Origin of the sequence: Buchnera aphidicola (Hyalopterus amygdali) (assembly GCF_964059015.1) — a bacterium.
Classification (GTDB): Bacteria; Pseudomonadota; Gammaproteobacteria; order Enterobacterales; family Enterobacteriaceae; genus Buchnera; species Buchnera aphidicola_BN.
This window is the reverse complement of record NZ_OZ060383.1, coordinates 602,688-619,498: the sequence shown is the minus strand read 5'-3', so window position 1 is coordinate 619,498 and position 16,811 is coordinate 602,688. Positions and strand designations below refer to the sequence as shown.

16 protein-coding genes, 4 tRNA genes and 1 pseudogene are annotated in these 16,811 nt (G+C 24.3%); 10 read left to right on the top strand and 11 right to left on the bottom strand.

The annotated features are described in order from the left end of the window. Positions 1–53: 53 nt before the first annotated feature. From rho to AB4W74_RS03015, 4 genes are all read left to right on the top strand, one after another. Positions 54–1,313 (top strand): transcription termination factor Rho, encoded by a 1,260-nt coding sequence (gene rho, locus AB4W74_RS03030; RefSeq protein WP_367681968.1) that lies wholly within the window; start codon positions 54–56, stop codon positions 1,311–1,313. 111 nt (positions 1,314–1,424) lie between these two features. Then, a tRNA-Arg gene (locus tag AB4W74_RS03025) sits at positions 1,425–1,499 on the top strand. A 37-nt stretch (positions 1,500–1,536) separates the two neighbouring features. Next, positions 1,537–1,612, top strand: a tRNA-His gene (locus AB4W74_RS03020). A 26-nt stretch (positions 1,613–1,638) separates the two neighbouring features. Then, a tRNA-Pro gene (locus AB4W74_RS03015) sits at positions 1,639–1,715 on the top strand. A gap of 5 nt (positions 1,716–1,720) precedes the next feature. On the opposite strand, the gene AB4W74_RS03010 is transcribed toward AB4W74_RS03015, so the two are convergent. The 3 genes from AB4W74_RS03010 to cyaY all read right to left on the bottom strand — a co-directional run bounded on the left by AB4W74_RS03010 (position 1,721) and on the right by cyaY (position 3,872). Continuing rightward, the gene (locus AB4W74_RS03010; protein WP_367681967.1) at positions 1,721–2,470 is read right to left on the bottom strand and encodes a uroporphyrinogen-III synthase; all 750 of its coding nucleotides are present in this window, start codon (positions 2,468–2,470) and stop codon (positions 1,721–1,723) included. Between the two features lie 11 nt (positions 2,471–2,481). Then, positions 2,482–3,426 (bottom strand): hydroxymethylbilane synthase, encoded by a 945-nt coding sequence (gene hemC / locus AB4W74_RS03005; protein WP_367681966.1) that lies wholly within the window; start codon positions 3,424–3,426, stop codon positions 2,482–2,484. 95 nt (positions 3,427–3,521) lie between these two features. Beyond that, complete coding sequence (gene cyaY, locus AB4W74_RS03000; RefSeq protein ID WP_367681965.1) at positions 3,522–3,872, bottom strand: iron donor protein CyaY; 351 nt, start codon at positions 3,870–3,872, stop codon at positions 3,522–3,524. Between the two features lie 131 nt (positions 3,873–4,003). Here cyaY and dapF point away from each other — a divergent pair, with 131 nt between their 5' ends. The 3 genes and pseudogenes from dapF (at position 4,004) to AB4W74_RS02985 (ending at position 7,668) form a co-directional block, all read left to right on the top strand. Next, the gene (gene dapF, locus AB4W74_RS02995; RefSeq protein ID WP_367681964.1) at positions 4,004–4,855 is read left to right on the top strand and encodes a diaminopimelate epimerase; all 852 of its coding nucleotides are present in this window, start codon (positions 4,004–4,006) and stop codon (positions 4,853–4,855) included. Positions 4,856–4,874: 19 nt separating this feature from the next. Then, positions 4,875–6,074: pseudogene (locus AB4W74_RS02990) on the top strand (MFS transporter). 121 nt (positions 6,075–6,195) lie between these two features. After that, a complete protein-coding gene (locus tag AB4W74_RS02985) occupies positions 6,196–7,668 on the top strand; it encodes an inorganic phosphate transporter (RefSeq protein WP_367681963.1) in 1,473 nt (490 codons plus the stop codon). A gap of 47 nt (positions 7,669–7,715) precedes the next feature. On the opposite strand, the gene AB4W74_RS02980 is transcribed toward AB4W74_RS02985, so the two are convergent. Further along, on the bottom strand, positions 7,716–8,471 hold the full coding sequence (locus AB4W74_RS02980) for a class I SAM-dependent methyltransferase (protein WP_367681962.1): 756 nt from the start codon (positions 8,469–8,471) through the stop codon (positions 7,716–7,718). 311 nt (positions 8,472–8,782) lie between these two features. Between AB4W74_RS02980 and AB4W74_RS02975 the strand changes: the two genes are divergently transcribed. Together AB4W74_RS02975 and AB4W74_RS02970 are read left to right on the top strand one after the other, a co-directional pair. Next, complete coding sequence (locus tag AB4W74_RS02975; protein WP_367681961.1) at positions 8,783–9,100, top strand: hypothetical protein; 318 nt, start codon at positions 8,783–8,785, stop codon at positions 9,098–9,100. Positions 9,101–9,231: 131 nt separating this feature from the next. After that, positions 9,232–10,260, top strand: coding sequence for a hypothetical protein (locus AB4W74_RS02970; protein ID WP_367681960.1), 1,029 nt, complete (start codon positions 9,232–9,234; stop codon positions 10,258–10,260). Between the two features lie 73 nt (positions 10,261–10,333). On the opposite strand, the gene coaD is transcribed toward AB4W74_RS02970, so the two are convergent. From coaD to hslV, 5 genes are all read right to left on the bottom strand, one after another. After that, the gene (gene coaD / locus AB4W74_RS02965; protein ID WP_367681959.1) at positions 10,334–10,831 is read right to left on the bottom strand and encodes a pantetheine-phosphate adenylyltransferase; all 498 of its coding nucleotides are present in this window, start codon (positions 10,829–10,831) and stop codon (positions 10,334–10,336) included. Between the two features lie 592 nt (positions 10,832–11,423). After that, positions 11,424–12,200, bottom strand: a complete 777-nt coding sequence (locus AB4W74_RS02960; RefSeq protein ID WP_367681958.1) for an FAD-binding oxidoreductase — start codon at positions 12,198–12,200, stop codon at positions 11,424–11,426. A 102-nt stretch (positions 12,201–12,302) separates the two neighbouring features. After that, on the bottom strand, positions 12,303–12,791 hold the full coding sequence (locus tag AB4W74_RS02955; protein ID WP_367681957.1) for an Hsp20 family protein: 489 nt from the start codon (positions 12,789–12,791) through the stop codon (positions 12,303–12,305). Between the two features lie 163 nt (positions 12,792–12,954). Next, positions 12,955–14,286 carry an HslU--HslV peptidase ATPase subunit gene (hslU, locus tag AB4W74_RS02950; protein ID WP_367681956.1) on the bottom strand — a complete coding sequence of 444 codons (1,332 nt, stop codon included), beginning with the start codon at positions 14,284–14,286 and terminating at the stop codon, positions 12,955–12,957. 11 nt (positions 14,287–14,297) lie between these two features. Further along, complete coding sequence (gene hslV, locus AB4W74_RS02945; RefSeq protein ID WP_367681955.1) at positions 14,298–14,828, bottom strand: ATP-dependent protease subunit HslV; 531 nt, start codon at positions 14,826–14,828, stop codon at positions 14,298–14,300. A 538-nt stretch (positions 14,829–15,366) separates the two neighbouring features. Here hslV and rpmE point away from each other — a divergent pair. Then, positions 15,367–15,585, top strand: coding sequence for a 50S ribosomal protein L31 (gene rpmE, locus AB4W74_RS02940; protein ID WP_367681954.1), 219 nt, complete (start codon positions 15,367–15,369; stop codon positions 15,583–15,585). A gap of 123 nt (positions 15,586–15,708) precedes the next feature. Here rpmE and AB4W74_RS02935 read toward each other — a convergent pair whose 3' ends face one another. Both AB4W74_RS02935 and AB4W74_RS02930 read right to left on the bottom strand, forming a co-directional pair. Continuing rightward, positions 15,709–16,398, bottom strand: a complete 690-nt coding sequence (locus AB4W74_RS02935; RefSeq protein WP_367681953.1) for an N-acetylmuramoyl-L-alanine amidase — start codon at positions 16,396–16,398, stop codon at positions 15,709–15,711. A gap of 275 nt (positions 16,399–16,673) precedes the next feature. Continuing rightward, positions 16,674–16,749 (bottom strand) — tRNA-Gly (locus tag AB4W74_RS02930). Between the last annotated feature and the right edge of the window lie 62 nt (positions 16,750–16,811).

Sequence of the window (16,811 nt, the reverse complement as noted above, 5' to 3'; positions counted from 1 at the left end):
TATCAAAATTATCATTTCGAGATTTACCCCGATTTTACTAAGAACCCACCATTATGAATCTTACCGCACTTAAAAATATGCCAGTTTCTGAACTAATTACTCTGGGTGAAAAAATGGGGTTGGAAAATTTAGCGCGTATGCGTAAACAAGATATTATTTTTGCAATCCTTAAACAACATGCAAAAAGTGGAGAAGATATATTTGGAGACGGCGTTTTAGAAATATTACAAGATGGATTTGGTTTTTTACGTTCTGCTGATAGTTCTTATCTAGCTGGTCCTGATGATATATATGTTTCACCAAGTCAAATTCGTAGGTTTAATTTACGTACCGGTGATACTATTTCTGGAAAAATAAGGCCGCCAAAAGAAGGTGAAAGATATTTTGCTTTACTTAAAGTTAACAAAGTGAATTATGATAAACCTGAAAATGCCAGAAGTAAAATTTTATTTGAAAATTTAACACCTTTACATGCTAATTCTAGATTAAGAATGGAACGAGGAAATGGATCTACTGAAGATTTAACAGCAAGAGTACTTGATTTAGCTTCTCCTATTGGACGTGGTCAGAGAGGTTTAATTGTAGCACCACCAAAAGCAGGAAAAACTATTCTATTGCAAAATATTGCACAAAGTATTGCTTATAATCATCCAGATTGTGTATTAATGGTTTTACTAATCGATGAAAGACCAGAAGAAGTAACTGAAATGCAAAGATTAGTGAAAGGTGAAGTTGTTGCTTCTACGTTTGACGAACCGGCATCAAGACACGTTCAAGTTGCCGAGATGGTAATTGAAAAAGCAAAAAGATTGGTAGAACATAAAAAAGACGTAATTATATTACTAGATTCTATTACGCGTTTAGCAAGAGCATATAATACCGTTGTACCGGCATCAGGTAAAGTTTTAACAGGAGGAGTAGATGCTAATGCTTTACACAGACCTAAACGATTTTTTGGTGCTGCTCGTAACGTAGAAGAAGGCGGGAGTTTAACAATTATCGCAACAGCATTAGTTGATACAGGTTCAAAAATGGATGAAGTTATTTATGAAGAATTTAAAGGAACAGGAAATATGGAACTTCCCTTATCTAGGAAAATAGCCGAAAAACGCGTTTTTCCTGCTATTGATTATAATCGATCTGGAACTAGAAAAGAAGAATTATTAACCTTACCAGAAGAACTTCAAAAAATGTGGATTCTAAGAAAAATTATCCATCCTATGAGTGAAATAGATGCAATGGAATTTTTATTAAACAAATTATCTATGACTAAAACCAATGATGAATTTTTTGATATGATGAAACGTTCATAAAATATTTAAAATATCTTTTCATGTTATATTAATTTTTTAAAAAAATAAAAAAAACTAGACAAATAAGATTAATAATCTTAAAATAGGGTAAATTTTATTTTTACTTTTTATGCGCTCGTAGCTCATTTTGGATAGAGCGCTATCTTCCGAAGGTAGAGGTATCAGGTTCAAATCCTGTCGAGCGCACTTTAAAAGAATTTTTTATAATAATAGAAATTTTTTGGTGGCTATAGCTCAGTTGGTAGAGTCCTGGATTGTGATTCCAGTGGTCATGGGTTCAAATCCCATTAGCCACCCCAAAATTAATTATTTTTTATAATATACGCGGCGAATAGCGCAGCTTGGTAGCGCAACTGGTTTGGGACCAGTAGGTCAGAGGTTCAAATCCTCTTTCGCCGACCAAAAAGTTAATTTTTTTTATTTTCTTTCATAATTAGTCTAAATAGTTTTTTATTATTAGCATAATCTGAAATGATTATATCATTCCTATTCCAACCAATTTTTTTTGCTATACCTGCTAATCGTTCTCCAATAACAAATATTTTACATTTAAATAACCATTCTCTTTTATCTAAAATGGAAATTTCATTATTTAACTTATTTAAAACTTCACTACTAGTTATTAAAATAGTATTTATTTTTAAATCGCGCCATTTTTTTACCTCTTTGCAAAAATCAATAATTTTAAATATTCTTTTATAACATTCAATTATGGAAATATCACAACCCTGTTGTTGAAGATGTTTTTTTATTAAATTTCTTCCATTTCTTCCTTGTAGCAAAGTTATTTTCTTTTTTAAAAGATTGTTTTTATATAATAGCATTAATAAATTTTCGCTATTTTCTTGATCTTTAGGAAAAAAGATTTTTTTTTGAACATATTTACTTAAAAAAATAGCAGTACTTTCCCCAATAGCATAATATTTTGGATATATAGGCCATATTAATTTTTTTTTTAAAAAATATATATTAATATAATTAATAGATTTTTTAGAAAAAATAAGAATGATATCTGATATATACAAATCATAAATTTTTTTTGAAATTCTATTCTTACTTGTACTAGGGTAAAAATCAAAAAAAGAAAAATGAAAAGAAAAAATTCCTGCATTATTTAAATAATGCACTAACTCTTCTCCCTCTGGAGAGGGTCGCATAATTAATATTTTCATATACAATATGGTTTTTTTATATAAAAATTATCAAGAATTTTTTTTGCACCATTATTTAACAACTCTTTAGCAAGAGAATAACCCATTTCTTCTGCAGTATTATACCAACCAAATCTTTCACCTTTTAATATAACTGCACCATCTGGTGAACCAACTAATCCTCTAAGCCAAATTTTTTTCTTTTTAAGAATAGCATAACTTCCAATTGGAATTTGACATCCAGATTCTAATTTTTTACAGAATGCTCTTTCTGCTTTTACTTCAATAAAAGTATTAAAATGATTTAATTTTGATAAAAAAAATAATACTTTTTTATCATGTGATCTTGATTGAATCCCAATAGCACCTTGACCACAAGAAGGAAGTGATAATTCAGCTGGTATAATTTGAGTAATTCGATTTTTTAAACATAATCTATTTAATCCTTCAGTAGCTAAAATTATTGCATCATATTTACCCTCATCTAATTTAGCAATTCTTGTTTCTACATTTCCTCTCAAGGGAGATACAATTAAATCTGGTCGATATGTGATTAGTTGACATTGTCTTCTTAAGCTAGAGGTACCAACAATCGCCCCCTTCGGCAATTGGTTAATAGATGCATAATGATTAGAAACCATTGAATCTAATGCATTGCCTCTTTTACATATGCTAATCAAGCATAGCTCTTTTGTAATATTGACAGGAAGATCTTTCATAGAATGTATTGCTATATCTGCTTTATTTTCAAGAAGAGCAAACTCTAATTCTTTTATAAATAAACCTTTTCCACTAATCTTAGAAAGAGATTTATTTAATATATGATCTCCATGAGTCACGATAGGTATTATTTTAATATCTAAATTAGGATATAAAGACAATATTTTTTTTTGAACATATTTAGTTTGTTGTAAAGCTAAAGGACTTTTTCTAGTAGCAATTCTTAATATTTTTTTTTGCATATTACCATTCATATTGAGTATAGAAATATTATTTAAATATTTAGTTTTCTAAAATATATTAAAAATAAAAAATCCATTTTTTATTTTTATTTTCTTTAAGAATAGCAAAAAACTAAATTTTCATTAGCTTGTATAGAACATGATTTTTCAAATATTTCCCAAAAATTTTTATCCGTGCGATTACAAATCCATTTATCTATTTTATAATTAAAGTGATATGCATTTAATTTTGTAGCTAACCATATTTGTTTTAAAAACTCTTGCTTATTGACTATAATCAAACTTTTATTTGCAAAAGTAATAGTTATAACATAGTCTTCTATTTCATAATCAATATCAATTTTATTTTCATAAACATTTAAATTATCTTCTATCTTTAAAAACAAGTCGTCTACTAATTTATAAAAATTATTATTTTTTTCACTAATAACTATATTTTTCTTCATTTTTATATCCTTGAATAATAAATTTTATTATATTAATCTAAAAAGATAGTTTTTATTAAATTAATTAGAATTTTTTTTAATTTATCTTATTTATAGAAGTTATATTTATAATAAATTTATTAGGAAATAATATGTTTTCAAATGATCAAAAAAAACGAATTAGATTTACTAAAATGCATGGATTAGGTAACGATTTTATGGTTGTTGAATTAATTAAACAAAGTTATGTTTTTTCTTCATCTATTATAAAAAAATTATCTAATCGAAATACAGGAATTGGTTTTGATCAATTATTAATAATTGAAAAATCACATAATTCGCAATTTGATTTTCACTATCGCATTTTTAACTCTAATGGAAATGAAGTTGAACAATGTGGTAATGGTGCTCGATGCGTTGGTTTATTTGTTTTACTAAAAAACTTAACAAATAAAAAACACATTACTTTTAGTACTAATAAAAAATATATAAGCGTTCATTTTATATCTTATAACAACATTCAAGTAAATATGAACGAACCTAGTTTTGACTTAAAAAATATACCTGTCTCTAAAAAAATTATATCTAATAATTTTTCTGTAAAGCTTCTAAATAAAAATTTAAAATGTAATTTGGTTACTATTGGGAATCCTCATTGTATTATTCAAGTAGAATCCATCATTCATGCTCCTGTAAAAAAAATTGGTCAAATTTTAGAAAGACATCCTCTTTTTATTCAAGGAATAAATGTAGGTTTTATGAAAATTATAAATAAAAATCATATTCAATTAAGGGTTTATGAACGTGATGTAGGTGAAACACAGTCTTGTGGTAGTAATGCTTGTGCTGCAGTTGCAGTTGGTATAGCTAAAAAGATTCTTAATAAAAATGTTCGAGTTGATTTATTAGGCGGAAGATTAGAAATTAATTGGAACGGTTTTAATTATCCTCTTTATATGAAAGGACCAGCAAATTACGTTTATGATGGACATATATATATATAAAAAATATTTTTTCTAAAAAATTTACAATTGTGGAACATAAAAATGTTATTAAAAAAAAAATACAAAAAAATTTAATCAAATTGTTTTATCTCTTTTTTTAGGAGGATTTTCTAGTTTCTCTATTTTATATTGTGTACAATCAATTTTACCAATATTTTCTAAAGAATTTTCTTTAAGTGCTACAGAAAGCAGTTTGTCTTTATCAGCAGCCACTGCAACAATGGCTATTGGAACATTATTTATCGGTCCTTTATCAGATAAGATTGGCCGTAAATCAATTATGTCTTTTTCTTTGTTAGTTGCAGCAATACTTACTATTATATGTGCAACTACAAATAGTTGGATGTTTATTGTTTTTCTTCGTTCTTTGACAGGACTCGCTTTAAGTGGTGTTGTTGCAGTTGCTATGACTTATATTATGGAAGAAATTGACCCTGAATATGTATCATTTTGCATGGGTTTATATATTAGTGGAAATACTATAGGTGGATTTTCAGGTCGACTTTTAAGCAGTATTTTAGCTGAATATTTTTCTTGGAATATTGCACTTATAGTCATTGGTTGTTTTTCTTTTTTTTCATCTTGTCTTTTTTTATATTTTTTACCATCATCAAAAAATTTTCATTCTATTTCTATAAATGTTCATAAATTTTTAAAAAATTTTTATTTACATTTTAAAAATCCTACATTATTTATTTTATTTGTAATAGGATTTATCCTAATGGGAAGTTTTATTACAATTTTTAATTATATAGGTTATCGTTTAATGTTGCCCCCCTTTTTTTTGTCTCCCTCAACTATAGGTTTTTTATCTATTATTTATTTAACGGGAGTTTATAGTTCTCCTAAAGCTGGCATTTTAACACATAAATATAGTCGTAATAATATATTAAGCATATCATTATTATTAATGATTTTAGGACTATTAATTACACAATGCAATCATATTTTAATGATTATTTTAGGATTAATAATATTTTCAGGCGGTTTTTTTGCATCTCATTCAATAGCCAGTAGTTGGATTGGTTCTTATGCAAAATTTGCAAAAGTACAAGCAACATCTTTATATTTATTTTTTTATTATTTAGGGTCAAGTATATTTGGTACATGCGGAGGTTTTTTTTGGTTCTATTTAAAATGGAAAGGTATTTCGACTTTTATTATTCTTGTACTAATTTTCGGAATATTTATGTCATTTAAATTAAAAAAAATAAAATAAATTAATACAATATACAAAAAATATTTTTTTATTTTTTAATAAAATTTATATTTCATTTTTTATAACATGGTTTTTTACAGATAATCAACTTAGTTCAATTCATCAAAATGGCTTAAAGATTATGCTATATTTATTTTCGTCTTCCGATTTGAATCATAGTTTGTTTGTTTTTTTTGCTTTATTTTTTGTATTATGTTATGAAGCTATTAATGGTTTTCATGATACAGCTAATGCTGTTTCAACGCTCATCTATACCCGTGCAATGTCCGCTCCCTTTGCTGTAATTATGTCTGGTGTCTTTAATTTTCTTGGTGTTTTACTTGGTGGGCTAACAGTTGCATATGCTATTGTTCATCTATTACCTAATGATTTACTATTAAATAGTAGCTCAAAACATGCACTTGCTATGGTTTTTTCTATGTTATTGTCCGCTATATTATGGAATTTACTTACTTGGTACTTTTGTTTGCCAGCATCAAGTTCACATTCGTTAATTGGGGCAATCATTGGGATTGGTTTAACTAATGCAATGATTACTAATTCTTCTTTAGTTGAAGCATTAAACATCCCTAAAATGATGAACGTTTTTTTATCTCTCGTTTTTTCTCCTATTGTGGGATTAATTATCTCTGGAAGTTTGATATTTTTATTTCGTTTTTTTTTAAAGAATAAAAAAAATTTTCATCATATTCATATGACGCCGTTAGAACGAGAAAAAAAAGATGGAAAAAAAACACCACCTTTTTTAATTAAAGCTGCTTTAATTTTATCATCTATTGGAGTTAGTTATACTCATGGAGCTAATGATGGTCAGAAAGGTATTGGCTTGCTGATGCTTGTACTTATTGGAATTGTGCCGTCTGGTTTTTTAATTAACTTAAATACATCTAAAAAAGAAATTCTCTATACAAAAAATACAATTAATCAATTATATAAATACTATTCAACTAATAAAGTCATAATAATTAAAAATATTAGTAATCAAAAAAAAAATAACTATCCAATTAAAAATTATAATTACTTTAAAATTATAAGAAATATAAAAAAAACTAGATCTTTATTATCTAAAATATACAATTATAACGAATTAAGTATAGAAAAAAAATTTAAACTACGTCATTTTTTTCTTTTTCTTTCAGAAAATATTGATCAAACAATACATCTTTTAAATGTTTCTAAAAAAGAAAAATATTTTTTAGAAGAAAGTAAGGTAAATATACTTAAATCAATTGAATATGCACCAATGTGGATAATATTAATTATTGCGTTATCTTTATCTATAGGAACCATGATCGGTTGGAAACGCATAGTTGTCACAATTGGTGAAAAAATAGGAAAGAAGAGAATGACATATGGTCAAGCTATGTCAGCACAAATAACTGCTTCTATTTCTATTGGTATAGCTAGTTATACAGGTATACCAGTATCTACAACACATATCTTATCTTCATCTGTAGCTGGAGCAATGTTAGGAGACGGAAATGGAATTCAAGTTAACACAATAAAAAATATTGCTCTTGCTTGGATATTAACTTTGCCCATTTCAATTTTATTATCTAGTTTTTTTTATCGGATTATGCTTTTATTTATATAAAAATATTTAAAATTGAAGATTATTTTATATAGGAGCATATATTTAGATCATGTGCTCCTATTTTTTTTTAAGGGGAGGTATATATCAAAACGATGAGATTTATTACTGATAACAAAATCTACTTTATCTTTGGATAAAGGACTAGCATAAGATGGACGCTTTACAACAATTCTTTTTTTTGCGAGTTTTTTAGCGATATTTAATAATTTCTCAGGTTGATAGTCACTATTTATTAATTTCCGTAAAAATTGAAATTCCTTTTTAGGAGACGACTTTTTTTTTCTAATTGGATACATTGGATCTAAATAAATGACATCTGGTTGTAGAATTGGTATTTTTAACATGTTTAAACTATCATTAAAAATTAGATGTAGTCTTTTTTTTAACCAATTACCAATTTTTTTATCTTTGTAGCCTCTTTCAAGGCCGTCTCTTAATAAAGCTGCAATTACAGGATGCTTTTCTATCATTATAACAAAACATCCAAAAGAAGAAAGTAAAAAAGAATCAGTTCCTAATCCTGCTGTTGCATCAAGAATAGAAGGAAGATAATTTTTTTTTATTCCTACAGCTTTGTAAAGAAGCTCGTTTTTTTTTAAATTCAAACATCTATAATTATTTTTTTTTGAAGTAAAGTCAACTTTAATAGGTTTTTTTATAGGTGTAGAACGATCGTATAGTTCTAAAGAAGTAGAATTTATTATTAAAGCCATAGCAGAATTTTCATCATGTTTTAAATTGTATTTATTAATTAAATCAATTGTTTTTTTATTCTTTTTTTGTATCATTAAATATATATTCATAATATTTTTATTTTTTTTTACATTAATAATTGACTTTTACAAAAATACGATTTACTATGTTTTATAGTAAAGTTTTTTATTATTTATTTTTTAATTAACTATTAATTAAAAAATTTAAAACTTAACTATTTTAACTTATTAAAGTTTTCAACTTATTATAAAATTAATTTTTTATATGTAAAATTTTAAAATCAAAAAAATTAATAAATATTTTAACTTTTTTTTGATTGAGAATAAAAATATATTTTAAAAAATATAAAAAATATTTTTACTAAGAATCAAATAATAAATTAAAAAAAGGAAAAAAAATTATGTCATCTAATGTTACTCTAGTTGATAAATTAAATCCAAGACTTCCTGAACCAAAAAAAATGCAATTTCAAATTAGTGAAAAATTTGCTAAAACATTACCAAATAGACACGATAAAGTTAATAAAAATATAGTAAAAAAAGAAAACTTTTTAATTAATGATATTAGCAGTACTAAAGTATCCATTAATAATATTGAAAATAAAAATAAAAGTGTCGAAGAAGATGAAAAAGATAAAATAGACCTAGAAAATTTTTATGTAAAATATTTGCTTAAATTAAATCACTTAATAAATGGTGCGAAAAAAAAACTGCTTTAGAATCCTCCTCTGAATCTTCTGAAAATTCTATTAATCCACTTGATATAATTTACAATCCTATTGACCTCATTAACAAAATTCAACAATTAATTCAAGAAAAAATTAAAGATTTTGATTTAAAAAAAAAATTTATGTCATGTATTAATACAATAAAAGATACATTCTTTGACATTTGTGAAAAAATTAAAACTGAAACTATAAATATTTTTAATGGCACCACAATTTTAAAAATTTTTGATGCAGGATGTGCATTATTTACACAGCCAACAGAATCAACAAAAGAAACAAGTTCAAAAATTGATAAATTAATTGAACAAGTTAAAGCATTAGGAAGAACAATTGAATCTTCAAAATTTTTTATACATAGTTTAATTGAAAAAGTTAAAGAAGACGGGAGATTAAAAGTTGTTAATAAATTAAATAATAATCCAAATCATCCTGAATATGAAAGTTCTTTTCCAGATCTTGAAGTTATAGAGCCTAAAAAAGATAATACAAATACATGGTATCCATCTAATTTAGATGAAAATTTTGATATAGAAGTACAAGAAGGTGTTTTAAAAGTTAATCAAAAATTCAAAGACAGAATGAATAGAAGTATTGAAAAATCTAATTATAATTATTTTATGGATAATAATAGTCATTGGACAGTTTCAGATACATCCGATAGACCATCCGGAAAAATTTTATCTGCAATTAGAGATTTTCAAAAAGTATATGAAGAATTACAATCATCTCAAGAATTAAATAAAGAATTTATGAGTGATTTTAATTCATCTCTTTTTATTGTTGATGGAAATTGGATTCATTCTACAAAAAAGGAAGAAATGATAGAAACATTTAAAAAATTAGTACCAAATGTTGCAGATCAAAAATTAATTTCTACATATGCACATCCAAAAATTTTAATGCAATCGTATACTGAATTACTTGATGAACATCCGGAATTAAATCAATATCAAATTATAAATTCAAGAAATTCTTATATGATTACTCACATTAGTAATAATAGAATTAAATTAGTTACTACAAACTTATCTGATGTATGTTCTAAAGATGATCATTCAATGCAAAAAACTCATTCTTTTGGTGTACGTACAAGTGTAATTCTTTCTTCTAACAATTCACCAATAATGCAATATTCATATTTCTTTGAGTAATTCTAAAAAGTAAGTATTAAAAAATATAATAGGGTATATAATATATACCCTATTATTTTTCAGAAAAAAATATCTATATATTAGTATTTTTTTTAAATTTTTCTAGTAAAGCAAAATGTATTTCTTTAGGAAGATATGGTTTTATGTTTCCCTTATATTTTGCTATTTCCTTAACAAAAGATGAGGAAATAAATGAAACCTCTTTAGAGGAAAGAAAAAAAATACTATCTAAATCAGGATAAATTTGTTTATTTATTGCAGCTAATTTTATTTCATAATCAAAATCAAATATTGTTCTTACCCCTCTAATTAAAATATTAGTTTTTTCTTTTTTAGCTAAATTAGCCAGTAAACCATTAAAACCAATTACTTTTTTTATATTTTTAAGATGTAATGTAGCTTTTTTTGTTAAAATGATTCTCTCTTTTAAACTAAAAATTGTTTTTTTATTTATATTATTAGAAATAGCAATAGTTATATTGTCAAAAATTTTTGTTGCACGTGTAATAATGTCTAAATGACCATATGTAATTGGATCAAATGTTCCGGGATATATTGCAATTTTTTTCATTTTTATTTATTAATTTAATATATAAATTCTTGAAAAGAATATAGAATATTTTTTTACATTGAAATTACTTTTTTTAAAAGTAATTATATAAAAAAATATTAAAAAATAGAGTCTACATTTCAAATTAAATAAAAAATAATATTTTTTATATTTTTTAATATTATTTTTAATTAAGTATAAAAAACAAGAATACAGTAACATTGTATAATTTTTTTAAATTATAAAAAAAGTTATCTACATGTAATTATATTTAATATTTTTTTAAAAAATTAATTATTTAGTTTATTATCTAAAATTTTAACTAATTGTACTTAAGTATTAAGTAATTTATTTTTATAAAAAAATAATTATTTAAAATATAGATTTTTTTTAATGAATTGAATAGAAAATAGTTTTTATGAAATGATATATAATAATAAAATGATTTTAAGAAAAACAATTAATTATTTTTTATATATTTACCTTTAAAAAAATAAATAATTATTATATAAAAATATTTTTTGATTTAGTTAGATAGTAGGATTTTTTTCAATTAAAAACTTAAAAAATAGTTAAATTTTTACTCGTTTTTTTTACTTAGTCTCTAAGTAGATTACCAATAATTTTCCATGGTAATATGACCAGATTTACGTCTAAGATGTCTTTCCATATAACGATATTTTTTTAAAAACAAATATGTATCTTTTACCATATTAGGATTTCCACATAGCATAACATGTGAATTGTAACAATTTATTTTAAAACCTATTTTTTTTTCTAAAACTTGATTTTTCAATAAAAATGGAATTCTTCCGTTCAATGAGTTAATACTTTTTTCTCGGCTTACTATTGTTTGTATCTTCAATTTTCCACTGTATTTTTTATAAAGTTTTTTTATTAAGGGGAGATAAATTAATTCATTTTCATATCGTACAGCGTGAATTAATATAATATTCTTAAATTTATTAATATTTTTACCACCTTCTTGTAATATAGAACAATAGGGACCAATTCCAGTACCGGTAGCAAACATCCATAATGTTTCGCAACTTGGTATTTCATCTAGGATAAAAAATCCAAACGCATTTTTTTTGATAAAAATATTATCTCCGCATTTTAAATTATATAAAATATTACTTAACTTTCCGTGTATTATTCGAACAATATAAATTTCTAAATTTTTATTACTTGGAGCATTAACAAATGAGTATGCTCTTTGAATTTTTTTTTGTGTATTTTTTTTTTCAGAACTTATTTTTTTTTCGTTGACAGCCAATTTTGTAAATTGTCCCGGTTGAAAAGGCGCAATAGGTGCTTTTAAAATTAGACTAAATAAATTTTCGTTCCATTTACGCACTTCTAAAATATTAGCATTAATCCATGGATTCATTAATATATTCCTATTTTGATATAATATATATCATTGTACTTATTTAAAACAAGTACAATGATTTTTTTAAAAAAATGTTCATTTTACTACTTTAAAAAATTTTTATATTTTATTTTTTTCAATTTCTTTTTTTTCATCAGGAATGTTTATGAATATTTTTTTAGGTTTTTGTTCTTCTGGAATTTTACATTCAAAATCAATTTTTAATAAACCTAAATTTAATTCTGCTTTTTTTACTTTTATTTTGTGATCAAAATTAAAATTCAAAGAAAATTCGTTAAATATAATACCTTTATGTAAACATTGATTTATTTTTTTTGTATCTTCATTGTTTTGATTTTTCTTTTTCCCTTTTATTATTAATTGATTATTATGTATAGAAATATCCAATTCTTTTTCTTTATATCCGGGAATACTTAATATTAATTCATATTGGTTTTCATTGATTTGAAATAAGTTATATGCTGGTGTTTCTGATAAAGGTTTTTCTCCTGTTAATTTACTAAATATTTTATCAATTTTATTAAATCTATTTGAAAAAATATGATTTTGATCTATATTTGGTAAAAAAGAAAATGAACGATAAGACATAAAATCTCCTTTACTAAATTATATATTATAAGAAAATATTATTTAATTTAAAAAGAATTGTGTAAATTATATAAGGTCTTATTTTTTCTTTTCAATGGCTATTTTTAAAAATATTTATTTTTTTAATTTCTATTAAAATAATGCATAAATCTTTTTAAGATCATTACAAAATAAAGCGACTCATATCTTCATTAGATATTAATTGATCGAGATGTTTTCCAACATATTCTGAATTAATTTCGATGGTTTTTCCATGATTCTCACTAGCATTAAAAGAAATATCTTCCATCAGTTTTTCTAAAACTGTATGTAAACGACGTGCTCCAATATTTTCCATTGATTCATTAACCCTCCATGCTGCTTCAGCAATATTTCGAATGCCTTCTTTTGTAAAGTTTATGTACACACCTTCTGTTTTCATTAGTGCTTTATATTGAGTAGTAATAGATGCAGTAGGTTCAGTTAAAATTTTTTCAAAATCATCGATTGTAAGCGCTTGCAACTCTACTTTAATAGGAAGACGTCCCTGTAGTTCAGGTATTAAATCTGAAGGTCGAGATGTTTGAAATGCTCCTGATGCAATGAATAAAATATGATCTGTTTTAACCATTCCATATTTAGTTGATACAGTGCAACCTTCAATTAATGGAAGTAGGTCTCTTTGTACACCTTCTCGAGAAATATCTGGACCAGAAGAATCACTTCGTTTGCATATTTTATCAATTTCGTCAATAAATACAATTCCATTTTGTTCTACTGCATTAATTGCTTCCTTTTTAATTTCTTCTTGGTTGATTAATTTTGATGCTTCTTCTTGTCGTAATAATAAAATTGCATCTTTTATTTTCAGTCTTCTACTATTTTTTTTGTTTCCTCCTAAATTTTGAAATAGTGATTGTAATTGATTTGTTAATTCTTCCATACCAGGAGGTGCCATTATTTCTACCCCCATAGTAGTTGCCAATACATTAATTTCAATTTCTTTTTCATCAAGAAGACCTTCTCTTAATTTTTTTCTAAATATTTGAATAGTATTTAATAAACTTTCACTATTTTCTTTTTCTGTCCAATTATTTTTTGGTCTTGGTACTAAAATATCTAATATTCTTTCTTCAACAATTTCTTCAACTCTATTTTTATTTCTTTCAATATGTTTGATACGCACTATTTTTATAGATGCATCTGTTAAGTCTCTAATAATTGAGTCTACTTCTTTTCCAACATATCCGACTTCAGTGAATTTTGTTGCTTCTACTTTGATAAAAGGTGAATCAGCTAATTTAGCTAATCTTCGCGCAATTTCTGTTTTTCCTACCCCTGTAGGACCAATCATTAAAATATTTTTAGGAGTAATTTCATGACGTAGATCACTATTTAATTGCATTCTACGCCAACGATTTCTTAATGCGATAGAAACGGCTTTTTTTGCTTTTTTTTGACCAATAATAAATTTATCAAGTTCAGAAACAATTTGAGGGGGGGTCATTTCAGACATATAAATAATCCTTATTTTTCTGAAAATAGTTCTTTTATAGTAAAAATATGATTTGTATAGATACAAATATTTGCTGCTATTTTTAATGATTTTTTTACAATTTTATTAGCATTTAGGTCAGTGTTTTCAATTAGTGCACGTGCTGCTGATTGAGCGTAGGATCCACCAGAACCTATAGCTATTAGATCATCTTCAGGTTGTATTACATCTCCATTTCCAGTAATGATCAATGAAGTATTTTTATCTGCTACAGCTAGTAAAGCTTCTAATTTACGTAGCATTCTATCAGATCTCCAATCTTTTGCTAACTCAATTGCAGCACGTTGCAATTGACCTTGATACATAGCTAATTTTTTTTCAAACATTTCAAACAAAGTGAAAGCATCTGCAGTTCCACCTGCAAAACCAGCAATTACTTTTTCATGATAAAGTGTTCTGATTTTTTTAACATTACTTTTCATAATAGTATTGCCTAAAGTTGCTTGTCCATCACCTCCGATTACTACTTTATTTTTTAATCTTACACTTAGTATTGTGGTCACGAGAAAACCTCTTAAAGATAATTTTTTTATTTTTTATATCTTTTTCAATGATATAAATAATGAAACTAATGGTGTAATGAGAAAAATGTTTACTCTAAATTTTTTGAATATCATTTATTTAATTTTTTATAAATATTTTTATTAAAATAATTATATTTTATTTTTTTAATTTTTTAAAAGTTATAAATTTTCTAATTTTCGAATATATGTCCATTTTTCTTTTGGTTTAGGTGGTAATAAGTTATCATTTGTTTTTTTTTCTATAAAATTCTTTTTCTCTAATTTATTTGATTTTTTTATAAAAAAGTCTAAAAAAGAAAAAAAAAGTACAATAATCATTATAAAAATGAGAATATGATATTTTTTTAAAAAATATATTCTTTTTTTTTATTTATTTTTTTAAAATTAGTTAAATTAATTTTATTTGGATCGCTATACATATTTTTTTAGATATCACGTTTGGATGAAAAATATTAATTATTATTAGATAATAATCGTATAATAGAATAAATTTTTTAACATACTTAGGAAAACTTTTATGAAAAAAAAAATACATCCTGCTTATTCGCAGATAACAGCTACCTGTTCATGTGGAAATGTAATTCAAATTTTTTCAACTATTAATCATAATTTAAATTTAGATATATGTTCTAAATGTCATCCGTTTTATACTGGAAAACAAAGAATTATTGATACTGGAGGCCGAGTTAAAAGATTTCAAAAACGTTTTAAAATAATCAATAAAGATACGATGTAGTTGTACTTTAATTAATAATTAGTTGTTTTTTTATTCTAAGTATCTTCAATAGCATACCTTTAATTCTATTGATATGCTTAGAATATTCTCTAAAGATTCCTTATAAAATAGTTTTACGTATTTTTAAAATGAGAGAGATGTATTTTGAAAATAATTTTTTAAACCAAGATAAATAGCATTTGCAATTTGATATTGATATTTATCTGTTCTTAATTTTTTTTGTTCTAAAAAATTTGTAATAAATCCAGTTTCTATTAAAATAGAGGGAGTATTTATTGCACTTAATATTTCCAAACTAGCATAGTTTGGATGCATTTTATTTAATTTTGTGATTTTTTTAAATTGTTGAAATATATATTTAGACAAGTTAATTTCCATTTTTTGAAAATTATTAAATTGTAAATCAAGAATGGTTTTTTTTAAAAAAAAATTATATTTATTTTTTTTAAGTATATTTTGAACATTTTTAGAAAAATATACTTTTTCTTTTTTATTTTTTATAAAATTATCAATTTCGCGATGCATTCTAATTTTATTACTAATCCAAATTGATGCACCTGATACATATTTTTTTTTAGAAGAATCTGCATGGATAGATATTAAAAAGTTTACGTGATTTTTTTTTATAAAATCTGTTCTTTTTTTTAAAGAAATATAGGAATCGTTATATCGTGTTAAAATCGGGTAGAACATTTTACTATTTTGTAGTATATTTTTAAGCTTTATCCCGATTTTTAAATTTATTTTTTTTTCTTGTAAACCGAGATTATTTATTGCTCCTGGATCTTGTCCTCCATGACCTGGATCTATCACTATAATAATTTTTTTTGATTTTTTAGAAACATTTTGTTTTTTTTCTTCTTTTTTTATTTGATTAAAAAAAAATATTTATTTTTCTGCGAATGGTGTATTTTAGAATTAAATTTATTTTCAGATTGTATTTGAAAGGTAATTAATAAAATAGAAAGTATAATCCAGTTATAGGAGGAATGAAAAATCATAAATTTTCCTTATCTATAATATATTATTTTTTGCAATGCTATTTTTTAGTATATTTTAATTATTATATAGTTGGTTTAATAAATTTATGGAGCGGGAAACGAGATTTGAACTCGCGACCCCAACCTTGGCAAGGTTGTGCTCTACCATCTGAGCTATTCCCGCAAAAAAATATAAAAATTTTAATCTAATACATTTTATATAGATAAAATCTATTTATCAAGCTT

Coding starts and splice junctions, on each gene's coding strand:
- rho (WP_367681968.1), top strand. CDS start 54: ATGAATCTTACCGCACTTAAAAATATGCCAGTTTCTGAACTAATTACT.
- AB4W74_RS03010 (WP_367681967.1), bottom strand. CDS start 2,470: ATGCGACCCTCTCCAGAGGGAGAAGAGTTAGTGCATTATTTAAATAAT.
- hemC (WP_367681966.1), bottom strand. CDS start 3,426: ATGCAAAAAAAAATATTAAGAATTGCTACTAGAAAAAGTCCTTTAGCT.
- cyaY (WP_367681965.1), bottom strand. CDS start 3,872: ATGAAGAAAAATATAGTTATTAGTGAAAAAAATAATAATTTTTATAAA.
- dapF (WP_367681964.1), top strand. CDS start 4,004: ATGTTTTCAAATGATCAAAAAAAACGAATTAGATTTACTAAAATGCAT.
- AB4W74_RS02985 (WP_367681963.1), top strand. CDS start 6,196: ATGCTATATTTATTTTCGTCTTCCGATTTGAATCATAGTTTGTTTGTT.
- AB4W74_RS02980 (WP_367681962.1), bottom strand. CDS start 8,471: ATGAATATATATTTAATGATACAAAAAAAGAATAAAAAAACAATTGAT.
- AB4W74_RS02975 (WP_367681961.1), top strand. CDS start 8,783: ATGTCATCTAATGTTACTCTAGTTGATAAATTAAATCCAAGACTTCCT.
- AB4W74_RS02970 (WP_367681960.1), top strand. CDS start 9,232: ATGTCATGTATTAATACAATAAAAGATACATTCTTTGACATTTGTGAA.
- coaD (WP_367681959.1), bottom strand. CDS start 10,831: ATGAAAAAAATTGCAATATATCCCGGAACATTTGATCCAATTACATAT.
- AB4W74_RS02960 (WP_367681958.1), bottom strand. CDS start 12,200: ATGAATCCATGGATTAATGCTAATATTTTAGAAGTGCGTAAATGGAAC.
- AB4W74_RS02955 (WP_367681957.1), bottom strand. CDS start 12,791: ATGTCTTATCGTTCATTTTCTTTTTTACCAAATATAGATCAAAATCAT.
- hslU (WP_367681956.1), bottom strand. CDS start 14,286: ATGTCTGAAATGACCCCCCCTCAAATTGTTTCTGAACTTGATAAATTT.
- rpmE (WP_367681954.1), top strand. CDS start 15,367: ATGAAAAAAAAAATACATCCTGCTTATTCGCAGATAACAGCTACCTGT.